Raw genomic sequence first — 12,884 nt, 5'->3', positions numbered from 1 at the left:
GCTCCCGCGATTTTTTTTTGCCGAACGTCCGGCTCGCAGGCGTTAGTTATCGCTGTTCGTCGCCTTGATGAAGCGTGTTTCGTCGCGCCTGGTCTATCGCCGCCAGCAGCTGTGCATTGGTGATCGGCTTGTGCAGCCAGACGATCCGGTCAGGGAATTTCGCCTCGTCGAACTGGTGCGCTGCGGAGATCACGACGATCGGCAATTCGTGTATGGCCGGCCGTGCGCGCAGTTCGTCAATCAACTGTGCCCCGCTGCCATCGGGTAGGTGCAGGTCCAGCGTCATGGCCTCGTAGCACCCGGTGGCGAGTTTCTCCCGTGCCTGATGCAGGCTCTGCACGCGATCCACCGCGTATCCTCCCTCGCGCAGCATCATGTGCAGCAGGCGCCCGGTATCCGGCTCGTCTTCGACGACCAGTATCCGCGGCAGGCCTTCCCGGTTGTCTGCCTCGCTTGTCGGCGTCTGGATCGGCAGCTCGCACCAGAAGGTGGTGCCAGCGCCGGGCTGGCAATCGAAGCCGACTGTGCCGCCCATGCGCTCGATGAGCTCCTTGGTGATCGCCAGGCCCAGGCCGGTGCCCGACTTCTGCCGACTGTCAGAGGCATCGGCTTGGGCGAACTTCTCGAATACCCGTGAGCGGAAGGCGTCCGGTATGCCCGGCCCCTGATCGGTCACGCTGATGCGTACCCGCGCGCCGCGAAGGCTGGTGTGCAGACGGATCTCTCCGCCTTCGGGAGTGAACTTCACGGCATTGGAAAGAAAATTGCCGAGCACCTGCTGCAGGCGCAGGCTGTCGACCCAGACCAGGACGTCCTGTGGATGGTGCAGCGTGCAGCGCACGCCATGCTGGCCGCACAGTGGCTGATTGCTTGAAAGCGATTCCTCCAGCAGCTTGCCGAGTGAATGCTCGCGCAGTTCGAAGGCCATCTTGCCGGCAGCGATCTTCTCCATGTCCAGCAGGTCGTTGATCAGATGACCCAGGCGCAGGCTGTTGCGGTAGGCGATCTCGAGCATCTGCTGCATGGCTGGCGGCGCCGCACCGAGTGCGCCGCCGACGATCAGGCCGAGCGCACCGCTGATGGAGGTCAAGGGCGTGCGCAGTTCATGGCTCACGGTCGAGACGAAGTCATTCTTCATCTGCTCGATGCGCTTGCGCTCGGTCAGGTCCATCAGGGTACCGCTGATGCGCTGGGCCATTCCTTGCGGGTCGCGCTGGATATAGCCACGCAGCAGAACGGGTACGACATGGCCGTGCTTGTGTTGCAGGCGCAGTTCGCTCGTGAAGTGATCGATATTGGACAGCATGGTTTGCGCCAGCTTGGCTTTCTGCTGCGTCAGGTTCTCGGGTACGGTCAGGCGTTCCCATAGCTTGAGGTCGCAGGTCAACTCGTTCGGCCGGTAGCCGAGCATTTCCCACGCGCGTGGCGAGGCATACATGCTGCCTGCTTCCAGATCGAGATCCCAGAGGCCATCGTTGCTGCCCTTGAGGGCCAGCGAGAGCCGCTCCTCGCTCACCTTCAGGTCATTCTTGCTTTGGCGGATGCGCTGGGTCATCTCTTCCGCCAGGGCCTGGATGCGGCTATGGCGCAGGGCAAGCGAGGAGCTGAGGAAGAACACCAGCAGGCTCAGGCCGAGGCCCAGGGCGAGCATCAGGGTTTCGTTGCCGTGGAAGCGCGCGTCGAACTCCGGCCGGCTGTCCATGCGCAGGGTCCAGGTCTGGCCGTACAGGTGCAGCTGCTGCAATCGGCTGTAGCGAGCGTCGCCGGGCTGTGGCGCATCGGGCGAGGCATAGAGCAGTTGTTCTGGGTCTTCGTCGTCGCTGGCGTAGATATGCAGCGCCAGCGGCAGGTCGGCGGCGCGCAGGATGCCCTGCATCAGATCATCGAGGCGATAGGGGCTGTAGACGAAGCCGATGAGCGCCTGCATGCGCTGTGCGGGTGTGTCGGTCGGCTCGCCTTGCCGGTATACCGGCACGTAAAGCAGTACGCCGGCCTGGACCTTGCCGTGGGTCTCCTGCATCAGCGTCACCTTCGCCGTGATGCTGGTCTCGCCCAGGCGCGCAGCCCGCAGCATGGCCCGGCGGCGGGTCGGCTCGGAGTACATGTCGAAGCCGAAAGCGGCCAGGTTGCGCCCGACGAAGGGCTCGAGAAAAACGATCGAGGTATAGAGGTCGCGCTCACCAGGCGGATGGATGTCGTACTCCGGGAAGCCTTCGGCTCGAATCCGTGCGATATGCGCGTCCCGCTCGTCCGGCGCGATGACCTGGCTGAAGCCTACGCCCTGGATGCCCGGGTAGCGGTCTGGCAGCAGCAGGCGCTGAACATACAGACGCCATTGCGCGCGGCTGACGTGGTCGACGGCGTCGAACAGGCCGGCGCCCCCGAGGAGAATCTGCTCGTGGTCGCGTAGCCGCTTGCGGATGGCTTCGGTGACTTTCTCGCTGAGTAGCTGGAACTGCTGTTCGGCCGCCCGGTCCTCGTTGGCGCGCAGGTTCTGCCAGGCCGCCAGCTGTACCAGCAGGGTGAACAACAGCATCGCCCAGGCAATACCGTTTTGCCGGGTGAACAACTGTCGCAGGGCCTGGAACTGGCTGGCGGGTTGGGCTGGGTTGCTCATCATCTTCGCTGCAGTGCGCATGTCTGAATCGATTTGGATGCCCCGCGGGTCAGAATGTGCGTCAGCCCGCCGGTAGCCGATCGGTTCAGTATGCCGCAAGCGCTGAGGCGGAAACTGGAATGGATCGGCGACTCCGGGAACTCGGTCAGCTTACCCTTCGTACTGGCCGTTTGATATACGCGCCCGCTCAGGCGCGCGACGAGTGGCAGTGCTGCTCATAGTCGAGTGCCGTAGGGCTCCACTCGATCGATTCTGCTGGCAGCGGCCGGGCGAAGCCGTAGCCCTGCCCGTAATCGCAGCTTTGTCCGAGCAGGAAGGCCGCCTGCTCCGCGGTTTCGATGCCCTCGGCCACCACTTTCAGGCCGAGGTTGTGTGCCAGGCCGATGACGGATCGGGTAATGGCGGCGTCATCATGGTCGTTCGGCAGCCCGCGAACGAACCCTTGATCGATCTTGAGCTTGTGTACGTTCATCCGCTTGAGCCGCTGCAATGACGAGTAGCCGGTACCGAAATCGTCGATCGCCAGCTGCACCCCGAGTGCGCGCAGGCGCTGCAGTAGCTGGACGGCGGCATCCGGGTCCTGCATCACTGCGCTTTCGGTGATCTCCAGCTCGAGATGGCGCGCGTCGAGTCCGGATCTGGCGAGGATCGTGGCGACCTGCAGATCGAGTTCGCCGTTACCGAACAACCTGCTGGAAATATTCACGGCGATGAAGCCGAGCGGCCGATTCTGGGCCAGCCACTCCTGCGCCTGGTGGCAAGCCTTTTCCAGTACCCAGCGGTCAATGGCGCTGATCAAGCCGGTTTCTTCGGCGATGGGAATGAAAATGCCCGGTGCGATCAGCCCTTTCTCCGGATGCAGCCAGCGTACCAGCGCCTCGAAGCCGGTGATGGTGCCGTGACGCAGATCGTAGATCGGTTGGTAATGCAGACGCAGCTGGCCCTGTTCCAGCGCCTGGCGCAGCGCGGTGACCAGTTCGACGCGCAGACGGGCCTGGCTGGTCAATTCCTGGGAATAGAAGGCGTAGGTGGAGCGGCCGCTGCTCTTGGCCTTGAACAGAGCCGAGTCGGCATTGCGCATCAGTTGCTCGACATTCTGTACGTCGGTGGGGTACGGGTAGAGCACGATGCCAATGCTGGCACTGCTGAACAGCTCGCGGTCGTCCAGGTGATAAGGCTCGTTCAGCCGATCCAGCAGGCGCAACGCCAGTGCGGTCGCCTTTTCCGCGCCGTGATCCTCGCAGAGCAGGGCAAACTCATCGCCGCCCAGCCGGCCGAGGGTCATGCCGTTCTCCAGCTGTTCGCTCAGTCGGGCGCTGACGGCCTGGAGCAGGGCGTCGCCCAGGCTGTGCCCGAGGCTCTCGTTGATGTCCTTGAAGTGGTCCAGGTCGATCAGCAGCAACGCGCCGCTGCGTTTGTTCGCCCGGGCGCGCTCGAGGTCCTGCTTGGCACGCTCGGTGAACAGCAAGCGATTCGGCAGATTGACCAGCGGGTCATAGTGAGCGAGCTGGTCGAGTTCTTCGCGTGAACGCTTCAGCGCCGAGAGATCGGAAAATACCGCGACATAATGGCTAAGCTGGCCCTGATCGTCGTAGATGCAGCGCAGATTCTGCCACTGTGGATAGACGTCGCCATTCTTGCGCCGATTCCAGATCTCGCCGCTCCAGGACCCGTGCTCGCGCAGTGCATGCCACATCTCCTGATAGAAGGCTGCATCGTGCTTGCCAGAGGCGAACAGTTTCGGCGTCTGGCCGAGCACTTCCTCCGTGCTGTAGCCGGTGATGCGGCTGAATGCCGGGTTGACGTGCACGATGTGCTGATGCGGATCGGTGACCAGCACGCCTTCCTGGGTGCTGTCGAAGACCGCAGCGGCCTGCTTCAGACTGGTCTTCTGCAGATGCTGGGCGCGCTGCTGCTCATCGAAGCGACGGAAGTGCTGTCGACCAAGCAGAAAGATCAGGCCGCTGGTGAGTGTCACGAACAGCGCGCCCTTGCCCATGTGCCAGGCCTGGTTGTCGCCTGCCACCAGACGGCTGACCAGGGTGTCGCCAAGAAGGATCCACAGCATCGCCAGGCAGAAGTAGCCCAGACTCAGCCGCGCGAGGTATGTGTTCATCGTTGCTCTTGGGTCCGATCAAATACTGCATAGTCAAACCCCATCGCACTGGGCGAGCGGGAGATACGTCAAAAAGCACCGGTGGTGCTGCTTCCTGCTGCGCCGGTTGTCTTGCATGCTGGCTCAAAGCCAGCTTGGCCACCAGTCCCGGCGGTCAGGTTTGATGCGCTGCAGGTAGTGGCTGCCGCCGAGCTGGCGCATCTGCTGCCGGATCCAGGCGGCCCGATTGTTCACATGGCCGCTGGGTTTGCCAGCGCTCCATTGTCGCGGGTTCGGCAACACGGCGGCCAGCAGGCTGGCCTGACGGCTCGACAGATAGGGCGCGCCAATGCCGAAGTGATGACGCGCGGCCGCCTCGGCACCGAAGATTCCGTCGGCCCATTCCACGCTGTTGAGGTACACCTCGAGAATGCGCTGCTTGGGCCACAGCAGCTCGATCAGCGCAGTGAACCAGGCCTCCAGTCCCTTGCGCGGCCAGCTGCGGCCGGACCATAGGAAAAGGTTCTTCGCCACCTGCTGACTCAATGTGCTGGCACCGCGCAGTGAACCACCGCGTTCATTGTGGCTGAGGGCGGCGCGAATTGCAGCGATGTCGAAGCCCCAGTGGTCGGCGAACTTCTGGTCCTCGGCGGCGATCACTGCCATCTTCAGGTCGTCTGGCAGCTCTTTCCAGGGCCGCCACTTGCGGGTCAGGTCGATAGCTTCGCCTGTGTGCCAGGACTCGATCTTGCGCTCGATCATCAAAGCGGTGAACGGCGGTGGCACCCAGCGCAGCAGCAGTACCAGCAGCACCGAGAGGCCGATCAGCCAGAGCAGCAGTTTGGACAGGCGCAGCAGGAGGTTCCGCAACATGGCACTTGGTCGTGGGCGAAAAGAGCGGGCATTATAGCGGCCGCTAAGGCTATCGACCGGAAATGGCAATGATTCGTGCTTATATCGTCCTTGCCGCGCTGTTCGGCTTTACCGGCGTTGCGCTGGGCGCCTTCGCTTCCCATGCCCTCAAGAGCCAGTTGAGCGCTGCCTATCTCGCGGTGTTTCAGACCGGCGTGCAGTACCAGATGCTCCATGCACTGGCGCTGCTGGGCGTCGCGCTGCTTTCACTGCATCGGCCCGGCCGCCTGCTGACTGTGGCAGGCGGCTTGTTCGTCGTCGGTATCCTGCTGTTCTCCGGCAGCCTCTACCTGCTCACCCTGAGCGGCGTCGGCAGGCTCGGCATGATCACGCCGATCGGGGGCATGTCATTCCTGGCCGGCTGGTTGTGCCTGGGACTGGCTGGTTGGCGCCTGCGCGGCTGAGCGGGACGAACGGCCGCGGCCTTCGCCTTGGTGCACCGGGTGGTTCGGGCTAGAATGCCGTCCCCTTTGCGCAATGCGGCGAACAGCATGCAGATTCAGTTGAACGGCGAACCCTACGAGCTGCCAGCCGGCGAGACGGTGGCTGACCTGCTGGCGCGTCTGGAACTGACCGGCCGTCGTCTGGCCGTCGAGCTCAACCGCGATATCGTGCCGCGCAGCGCGCACGCCAGCACCGCGCTCAGCGAAGGCGACCAGGTCGAAGTGGTGCACGCCATCGGTGGCGGTTAGCCGCCGCCCGCTCATTCGAATGACGCCGCCTCTGCGGCGCCCAGCCCGCAGCAATACGTCCGAACGAGGATTTCTCATGCCCCCAGTTCCGAACGACAAGCCTTTCACCCTGGCCGGTCGCACCTATCAATCGCGCCTGCTGGTCGGCACCGGCAAGTACAAGGATCTCGAGGAAACGCGCGCGGCCATCGAGGCCTCGGGTGCCGAGATCGTCACCGTCGCGGTGCGCCGCACCAACATCGGCCAGAATCCGGGCGAGCCGAACCTGCTCGATGTGATCAGCCCCGAGCGCTACACCATCCTGCCGAACACCGCCGGATGCTTTACCGCCGAGGACGCGGTACGTACCTGCCGCCTGGCACGTGAACTGCTCGATGGCCACAAGCTGGTCAAGCTGGAAGTGCTGGCCGACCAGAAGACCCTGTTCCCCAACGTGATCGAGACCCTAAAGGCCGCCGAAGTGCTGATCAAGGACGGCTTCGACGTCATGGTCTACACCAGCGACGACCCGATCATCGCGCGCCAGCTGGCCGAAATGGGCTGCATCGCGGTGATGCCGCTGGCCGGCCTGATCGGCACCGGCCTGGGCATCTGCAACCCGTACAACCTGCGCATCATCCTCGAGGAAGCGACCGTGCCCGTGCTGGTCGACGCCGGTGTCGGCACCGCTTCGGATGCCACCATCGCCATGGAGTTGGGCTGCGAAGCGGTGCTGATGAACAGCGCCATCGCCCATGCGCAGAATCCGGTGCTGATGGCCGAGGCGATGAAATACGCCATCGAGGCCGGGCGCCTGGCGTACCTGGCCGGGCGCATGCCGAAGAAGCTCTACGCCAGTGCCTCGTCGCCGCTGGATGGGCTGATTCGCTGAATCGATTCGTGGCCGGCCTCGACCGTGGTCGGGGCCGGCCTTTTTTATGTCTTGCAGGTAAACCATGACTGAGCAGAACCCCGCGGCCGAAGAGCAACAGAGCGCGCCTCGCCGCACCATCAAGAGTTTCGTCATGCGCGCCGGGCGCATGACCGAAGGCCAGCAGCGCGGCCTGGAGCAGGGCTGGCCACTGTTCGGTCTTGAGCTGGCGGATGGTCTGCGCGACTTCGACGCCGTCTTTGGCCGCAGTGCGCCGCGCACCTTCGAGATCGGCTTCGGCATGGGTCATTCGACCCTGGAGATGGCTGCTGCGGCGCCGGAGCAGGACTTCATCGGCGTCGAAGTGCATAAACCGGGCGTCGGCGCGTTGCTGAGCGGACTTGTGTCACAGAAATTGAGCAACGTCCGAGTCTACAGTTGCGACGCTCTGGAGGTGCTGCGCGATTGCGTACCCGACGCCAGCCTCGACCGCGTGCTGCTGTTCTTTCCAGACCCCTGGCACAAGAGCCGTCATCACAAGCGTCGCATCGTTCAGCCGGCCTTCGCCGAGCTGGTACGCAGCAAGCTGAAGATCGGCGGCGTGCTGCACATGGCCACCGACTGGGAGCCCTATGCCGAACACATGCTCGAAGTGATGAGCGTCGCCCCGGGCTACCGCAATCTGGCCGAGGATGGCCGCTATGTGCCGCGACCCGCTGAGCGGCCGGTGACCAAGTTCGAACGCCGCGGTGAGCGGCTCGGGCATGGCGTCTGGGACTTGAAATTCCAGCGCGTCGACTGAGTGACAGCGTAATAACGGCAGCCTGTGCTGCTGCCGCCGTACCGCCCGCGGGCGGTGCCAGGCCAGCCACGCTGGCCGCATCCAATCGAAGAGCCGCAACAGCGGCCAGGGACGAATGCCGGCCAGGAAGGCATGCCTGCCCACACCGATAACAATGCAACGCCGATGATCGGGCATGCCTGGCAGCGCCCTGACATCGTGCGCAATTGGGGGAGTAGACGATGTACGCGAAGATTGGAGCCTTGATGCTGGCCACCTGTGCCGCACTGCCGGTACAGGCCAAGGTCGACAGTACGCAGGCCGCCCGGCTCGGGCAGGACCTGACGCCGCTGGGTGCAGAACAATCGGCGAATGCGGCCGGCACCATTCCCGCCTGGACTGGAGGCGTCGCGCCGCCAACCGGCTATGAACGTGGCATGCACCACCCGGATCCCTTTGCCGCCGACGCGATGCTCTATCGGGTCGATGGCACTAACCTGGCCGAGCACAGCGAACAGCTATCCGCGGGCATGAAGGCGCTGCTCGAGCGCAATCCTGACTATTACCTGCGCGTGTTCCCGACCCGCCGCAGCGCGGCGGTACCGCAGCGCATCTACGACGCCACTCGCTTCAACGCCGTCAGCGCCGAGCTGATCGCCAACGGCAACGGCATCCAGGGCGCGGCGGCCGGGATTCCCTTCCCGATTCCGCAAAGCGGTATCGAGGTCATCTGGAACCACATCCTGCATTACAAGGGTGACCAGAGCCACATGATCAACAACCAGGCAGTGGTGATCGGCGGCCGGGCCAACTACATCAAGCGCGATCGCCACGTGTACTACGTCTATAACCGCGAAGGCATGACCTACGCGGATCTGGACAATACCGTGCTGTATTACAAGTACCGCGTCACCGCCCCGGCCAAGCTCTCCGGCACGGCGCTGGTGGTGCAGGACCCGATTGATCAGGTGCTCACCACCCGCAAGGCCTGGCGCTACAGTGCGGACGACCGCCGTGTGCGTCGTCTGCCCTCGCTTGCCTACGATTCGTTGCAACCGGACACCAGCGGCCTGGCCACGGCTGATGTGGTCGATTCGTTCAATGGCGCACCGGATCGCTACGAGTGGGAGCTGCTCGGCAAGCGCGAAATGCTGGTGCCCTACAACAGCTACGCCCTGCATCAGAAGGGCATTGCCTACGACACAATCGTCCAGCCGCGCACGCTCAATCCCGACCTGCTGCGCTACGAGCTGCACCGCGTGTGGGTGGTCGACGCCACGCTGCGCAAGGGCTTCAGCCATCTCTACGACAAGCGCCGCTTCTACATCGACGAGGACAGCTGGGCGATCCTGGCGGTCGATCTGTATGACGAGAACGGGCAGCTGATCGGCCTGCAGGAAAGCCATCCGATCAGCTACTACGAGGTGCCGATGTTCAACAGCACGCTGGAGACGCTCTACCACCTCAAGGACGGCAACTACTTCGTCGATGGCCTGGATAACAACGAGCCGATGTACGACTTCGACGTGAAACTCGGCCCGCGTGACTTCTCGCCGCAGGCGCTGCGTCGCGGTAATTGAGGTTCACCTGCTAAGCGAAGGGCGCCGCTGGCGCCCTTTTTTATGCGTGGTGCAGGCCGGTTGCCGCCAGGCTGACGCGGGTACCGGCTTCGCCGCGGACGATGACCTCGATCTGTTCGAGCGAGCCGATCACCGCGACCTTGCCGGTATGACGGGCGAACTGGCAGGCTGCCTCGACCTTCGGTCCCATGGAGCCGGCAGCGAAACCCAGGCCTTGCAGTCGGTCTGGATGGGCTTCGACGATCCGCCGCTGCTGCAGGGTGCCCCAGTCCAGGTAGGCGCCGTCTACATCGGTCGCGATCACTAGCAGATCGGCGCCGAGCTGCTCGGCCAGCAGCGCCGAACACAGGTCCTTGTCGATCACCGCCTCGACCCCTTGTAGCCGCCCCTGCTGGTCGTAGACGGTCGGAATGCCACCGCCGCCGGCGCAGATCACCACGCAGCCCTTCTCCAGCAGCCAGCTGATCGGCCTGATCTCGAAGATCCGCTTTGGACGCGGGCTGGGCACCACGCGGCGGAAACGCTCACCGTCGGGCGCGATGCTCCAGCCCCGTTGTTCGGCCAGACGCTCTGCCTCTTCGCGGCTGTAGACCGGGCCGATCGGCTTGCTCGGTGCCTTGAATGCCGGGTCCTCGGGGTCCACCTCGACCTGGGTTAATAGCGTCGCGAAGGGCACCTCGAACGGCAGCAGGTTGCCCAGCTCCTGCTCGATGATGTAGCCGATCATGCCCTCGGTTTCGGCTCCCAAGACGTCCAGCGGATAGCTGGGTACCTCCTTGTAGGCGGCCCCCTGCAGGGCCAGCAGCCCGACCTGCGGGCCGTTGCCGTGCGCCACCACCAGTTCGTTGCCCGGTGCGACCCGCGCGATCTGTGCGCAGGCCCGGCGGATGTTCTCTCGCTGATTCTCGGCGCTCAGCGGCTCCCCTCGGCGAAGCAGGGCATTGCCGCCCAGCGCGATGACGATGCGCATGTCGGTTCCTCCAGCGCGCCCGTCACGGGCGCCGGTCACGTCAGATATCGGCGAGGGTGGAGACCAGGATCGCCTTGATGGTGTGCATGCGGTTCTCTGCCTGCTCGAAGGCAATGCAGGCCGGGGATTCGAACACCTCCTCGGTGACCTCGATACCGTTGGCCAGGTGCGGATAGCGCGTGGCGATCTCCCTGCCGACCTTGGTCTCGCTGTTGTGGAACGCCGGCAGGCAGTGCATGAACTTCACCCGCGGATTGTTGCTCGCCTGCATCAGCGCCGCGTTCACCTGGTAGGGCAGCAGCTGCTGGATGCGCTCGGCCCAGGCGTCCATCGGCTCGCCCATCGAGACCCAGACGTCGGTGTGGATGAAGTCGACGCCCTGCACCGCCGCCTGCGTATCCTCGGTGAGCAGCAGGCGCGCACCGCTCTGCGCGGCGAATTCCTCGCAGGCCTTGACGTGCTGCTCGCTGGGCCAAAGGGCGCGCGGTGCGGCGATGCGGACGTCCATGCCCAGCTTGGCGCCGATCAGCAGCAGCGAGTTGCCCATGTTGTTGCGTGCATCGCCCACGTAGGCGTAGCTGATCTGGTGCAGTGGCTTGTCGCTGTGCTCGCGCATGGTCATGACGTCAGCGATCATCTGGGTCGGATGGTATTCGTCGGTCAGGCCGTTGTAGACCGGCACGCCGGCGTACTGCGCCAGCTCCTCGACGATCTCCTGCCGGAATCCGCGGTACTCGATGGCGTCGTACAGCCGCCCGAGCACCCGAGCGGTGTCCTTCATGCTTTCCTTGTGGCCGATCTGCGAAGAGTTGGGGTCGATGTAGGTGACGTTGGCGCCCTGATCGTAGGCGGCCACCTCGAAGGCGCAGCGGGTTCGCGTGGAGGTCTTCTCGAAGATCAGCGCGATGTTCTTGCCCTTGAGATGCTGGCGTTCGGTGCCGCTGTACTTGGCGCGCTTGAGGTCGCGAGAGAGGTCGAGCAGATACTGCAGCTCGCGCTCGCTGTGGTGCATCAGGCTGAGCAGGCTGCGGTTGTGGATGTTGAAGGCCATGGCGAGTCCTCCGCAATGTGGGGTTGCCGGGCAAACCCCGGCGCGGTGATCAGTAGTCGAGCGCGTCGCGCACGATCGGGCAGGTCATGCAGTGACCGCCGCCGCGGCCACGGCCCAGTTCGCTGGAGCTGATGGTGATGACTTCGACGCCGGCCTTGCGTAGCAGCGTGTTGGTGAAGGTGTTGCGGTCGTAGCCGATGACCACGCCGGGCTCTAGGGCGACCACGTTGTTACCATCGTCCCACTGCTCGCGCTCCACCTCGTAGCTGTCGCCACCGGTTTCCACTACACGCAGAGCCGGCAGGCCGAGAGCTTCGGCTACCACCTGGAGGAAGCTGGCCTTTTCCCGGCGCAGATCGATGCCGCCGGGCTTGCTCTCGTCAGGGCGCAGACTGAAGGCGACGATGCTTTGCACCACTTCTGGGAAAACGGTCACCAGATCGCGATCGCAGAAGCTGAATACCGTATCCAGATGCATCGCCGAGCGCGCACGCGGCAGGCCGGCGACGATCACCCGCTCGGCCGCACCGTGGCGGAACAGCGACAGCGCCAGCTGGCCAATGGCCTGCCGTGAGCTGCGTTCGCCCATGCCGACCAGCACCACGCCTTTGCCGATCGGCATGACGTCGCCACCTTCGAGCGTGGCCAGGCCGTGGTCGAGCTCGGGATCGCCATACCAGACCTTGAAGTCCTGACCGGCGAACTGCGGATGGAAGCGGTAGATCGCGGCGGTGAGCAGGGTTTCCTGGCGGCGCGCGGTCCAGTGCATCGGGTTGAGCGACACGCCGCCGTAGATCCAGCAACTGGTGTCGCGGGTGAACAGGGTGTTGGGCAGCGGCGGCAGGATGAAGCTCGAGTGGCCCAGGTAGTCGCGGAACAGGCTGACGATCTCGCCGCTCTGGGTGCCGGGGATGTCACTGCCCGAAACACCGCCGATCAGGTACTCGGCAAGCTGTCGGGGTTGCTGTTCTTCGAGCCAGCTGCGCACCTCGTCCTGCAGGCCGATGCCGACCTGGTTGGCGGTGATCTTGCGGTCGAGAATCCACTTCAAGGCCTCTGGATCGCTCACCGTCTCGGTCAGCAGGTTGTGCATTTCCAGCACCTCGACGCCGCGCTCGCGCATCTTGGTGACGAAATCGAAATGGTCGCGCTTGGCCTGGTTGACCCAGAGCACGTCGTCGAACAGCAGCTCGTCGCAGTTGCTCGGCGTCAGGCGCTGGTGGGCCAGCCCGGGCGCGCAGACCATCACCTTGCGCAGCTTGCCCGCTTCGGAGTGAACACCCAGTTTCGCCGGTTGCTGAGTCATGGCATTGCCTCCGTCAATCGTTGCACCTGT

Annotated in this window: 11 protein-coding genes; 5 read left to right on the top strand and 6 right to left on the bottom strand. The window is 64.2% G+C overall.

What is annotated here, in order from left to right; translation table 11 throughout:
- Positions 1-46: 46 nt before the first annotated feature.
- The 3 genes from OUY36_RS20600 to mtgA form a co-directional block, all read right to left on the bottom strand.
- Positions 47-2,617, bottom strand: coding sequence for a hybrid sensor histidine kinase/response regulator (locus OUY36_RS20600; RefSeq protein ID WP_267938228.1), 2,571 nt, complete (start codon positions 2,615-2,617; stop codon positions 47-49).
- A 187-nt stretch (positions 2,618-2,804) separates the two neighbouring features.
- Positions 2,805-4,733, bottom strand: a complete 1,929-nt coding sequence (gene dibA / locus OUY36_RS20595; RefSeq protein WP_267935804.1) for a phosphodiesterase DibA — start codon at positions 4,731-4,733, stop codon at positions 2,805-2,807.
- Between the two features lie 123 nt (positions 4,734-4,856).
- Complete coding sequence (mtgA, locus tag OUY36_RS20590) at positions 4,857-5,585, bottom strand: monofunctional biosynthetic peptidoglycan transglycosylase (RefSeq protein WP_267931441.1); 729 nt, start codon at positions 5,583-5,585, stop codon at positions 4,857-4,859.
- A gap of 68 nt (positions 5,586-5,653) precedes the next feature.
- Between mtgA and OUY36_RS20585 the strand changes: the two genes are divergently transcribed.
- The 5 genes from OUY36_RS20585 (at position 5,654) to OUY36_RS20565 (ending at position 9,527) form a co-directional block, all read left to right on the top strand.
- The gene (locus tag OUY36_RS20585) at positions 5,654-6,028 is read left to right on the top strand and encodes a DUF423 domain-containing protein (RefSeq protein ID WP_200597317.1); all 375 of its coding nucleotides are present in this window, start codon (positions 5,654-5,656) and stop codon (positions 6,026-6,028) included.
- Between the two features lie 87 nt (positions 6,029-6,115).
- Positions 6,116-6,316: a sulfur carrier protein ThiS gene (gene thiS, locus OUY36_RS20580; RefSeq protein WP_063540920.1), complete on the top strand. Its 201-nt coding sequence runs from the start codon at positions 6,116-6,118 to the stop codon at positions 6,314-6,316.
- 76 nt (positions 6,317-6,392) lie between these two features.
- Positions 6,393-7,187: a thiazole synthase gene (locus tag OUY36_RS20575; protein ID WP_011914988.1), complete on the top strand. Its 795-nt coding sequence runs from the start codon at positions 6,393-6,395 to the stop codon at positions 7,185-7,187.
- A gap of 64 nt (positions 7,188-7,251) precedes the next feature.
- Positions 7,252-7,968 carry a tRNA (guanosine(46)-N7)-methyltransferase TrmB gene (gene trmB, locus OUY36_RS20570; protein WP_102838915.1) on the top strand — a complete coding sequence of 239 codons (717 nt, stop codon included), beginning with the start codon at positions 7,252-7,254 and terminating at the stop codon, positions 7,966-7,968.
- A gap of 221 nt (positions 7,969-8,189) precedes the next feature.
- Positions 8,190-9,527, top strand: a complete 1,338-nt coding sequence (locus OUY36_RS20565; RefSeq protein WP_267935802.1) for a DUF1329 domain-containing protein — start codon at positions 8,190-8,192, stop codon at positions 9,525-9,527.
- Positions 9,528-9,567: 40 nt separating this feature from the next.
- On the opposite strand, the gene arcC is transcribed toward OUY36_RS20565, so the two are convergent.
- The 3 genes from arcC to arcA are packed head-to-tail and all read right to left on the bottom strand — an operon-like array spanning position 9,568 to position 12,854.
- Positions 9,568-10,497: a carbamate kinase gene (arcC, locus tag OUY36_RS20560; RefSeq protein WP_267935801.1), complete on the bottom strand. Its 930-nt coding sequence runs from the start codon at positions 10,495-10,497 to the stop codon at positions 9,568-9,570.
- A gap of 40 nt (positions 10,498-10,537) precedes the next feature.
- Complete coding sequence (locus OUY36_RS20555) at positions 10,538-11,548, bottom strand: ornithine carbamoyltransferase (RefSeq protein WP_102838912.1); 1,011 nt, start codon at positions 11,546-11,548, stop codon at positions 10,538-10,540.
- Positions 11,549-11,597: 49 nt separating this feature from the next.
- Positions 11,598-12,854, bottom strand: coding sequence for an arginine deiminase (gene arcA / locus OUY36_RS20550; protein WP_267935799.1), 1,257 nt, complete (start codon positions 12,852-12,854; stop codon positions 11,598-11,600).
- Positions 12,855-12,884 lie beyond the last annotated feature (30 nt).

Source organism: Stutzerimonas sp. R40042, assembly GCF_026642215.1.
GTDB classification, from domain to species: Bacteria; Pseudomonadota; Gammaproteobacteria; order Pseudomonadales; family Pseudomonadaceae; genus Stutzerimonas; species Stutzerimonas frequens.
The sequence above is the reverse complement of the archived record's forward strand: the minus strand, read 5'-3'. Positions and strand labels throughout refer to the sequence as shown.

Coding starts and splice junctions, on each gene's coding strand:
- OUY36_RS20600 (WP_267938228.1), bottom strand. CDS start 2,617: ATGAGCAACCCAGCCCAACCCGCCAGCCAGTTCCAGGCCCTGCGACAG.
- dibA (WP_267935804.1), bottom strand. CDS start 4,733: ATGAACACATACCTCGCGCGGCTGAGTCTGGGCTACTTCTGCCTGGCG.
- mtgA (WP_267931441.1), bottom strand. CDS start 5,585: ATGTTGCGGAACCTCCTGCTGCGCCTGTCCAAACTGCTGCTCTGGCTG.
- OUY36_RS20585 (WP_200597317.1), top strand. CDS start 5,654: ATGATTCGTGCTTATATCGTCCTTGCCGCGCTGTTCGGCTTTACCGGC.
- thiS (WP_063540920.1), top strand. CDS start 6,116: ATGCAGATTCAGTTGAACGGCGAACCCTACGAGCTGCCAGCCGGCGAG.
- OUY36_RS20575 (WP_011914988.1), top strand. CDS start 6,393: ATGCCCCCAGTTCCGAACGACAAGCCTTTCACCCTGGCCGGTCGCACC.
- trmB (WP_102838915.1), top strand. CDS start 7,252: ATGACTGAGCAGAACCCCGCGGCCGAAGAGCAACAGAGCGCGCCTCGC.
- OUY36_RS20565 (WP_267935802.1), top strand. CDS start 8,190: ATGTACGCGAAGATTGGAGCCTTGATGCTGGCCACCTGTGCCGCACTG.
- arcC (WP_267935801.1), bottom strand. CDS start 10,497: ATGCGCATCGTCATCGCGCTGGGCGGCAATGCCCTGCTTCGCCGAGGG.
- OUY36_RS20555 (WP_102838912.1), bottom strand. CDS start 11,548: ATGGCCTTCAACATCCACAACCGCAGCCTGCTCAGCCTGATGCACCAC.
- arcA (WP_267935799.1), bottom strand. CDS start 12,854: ATGACTCAGCAACCGGCGAAACTGGGTGTTCACTCCGAAGCGGGCAAG.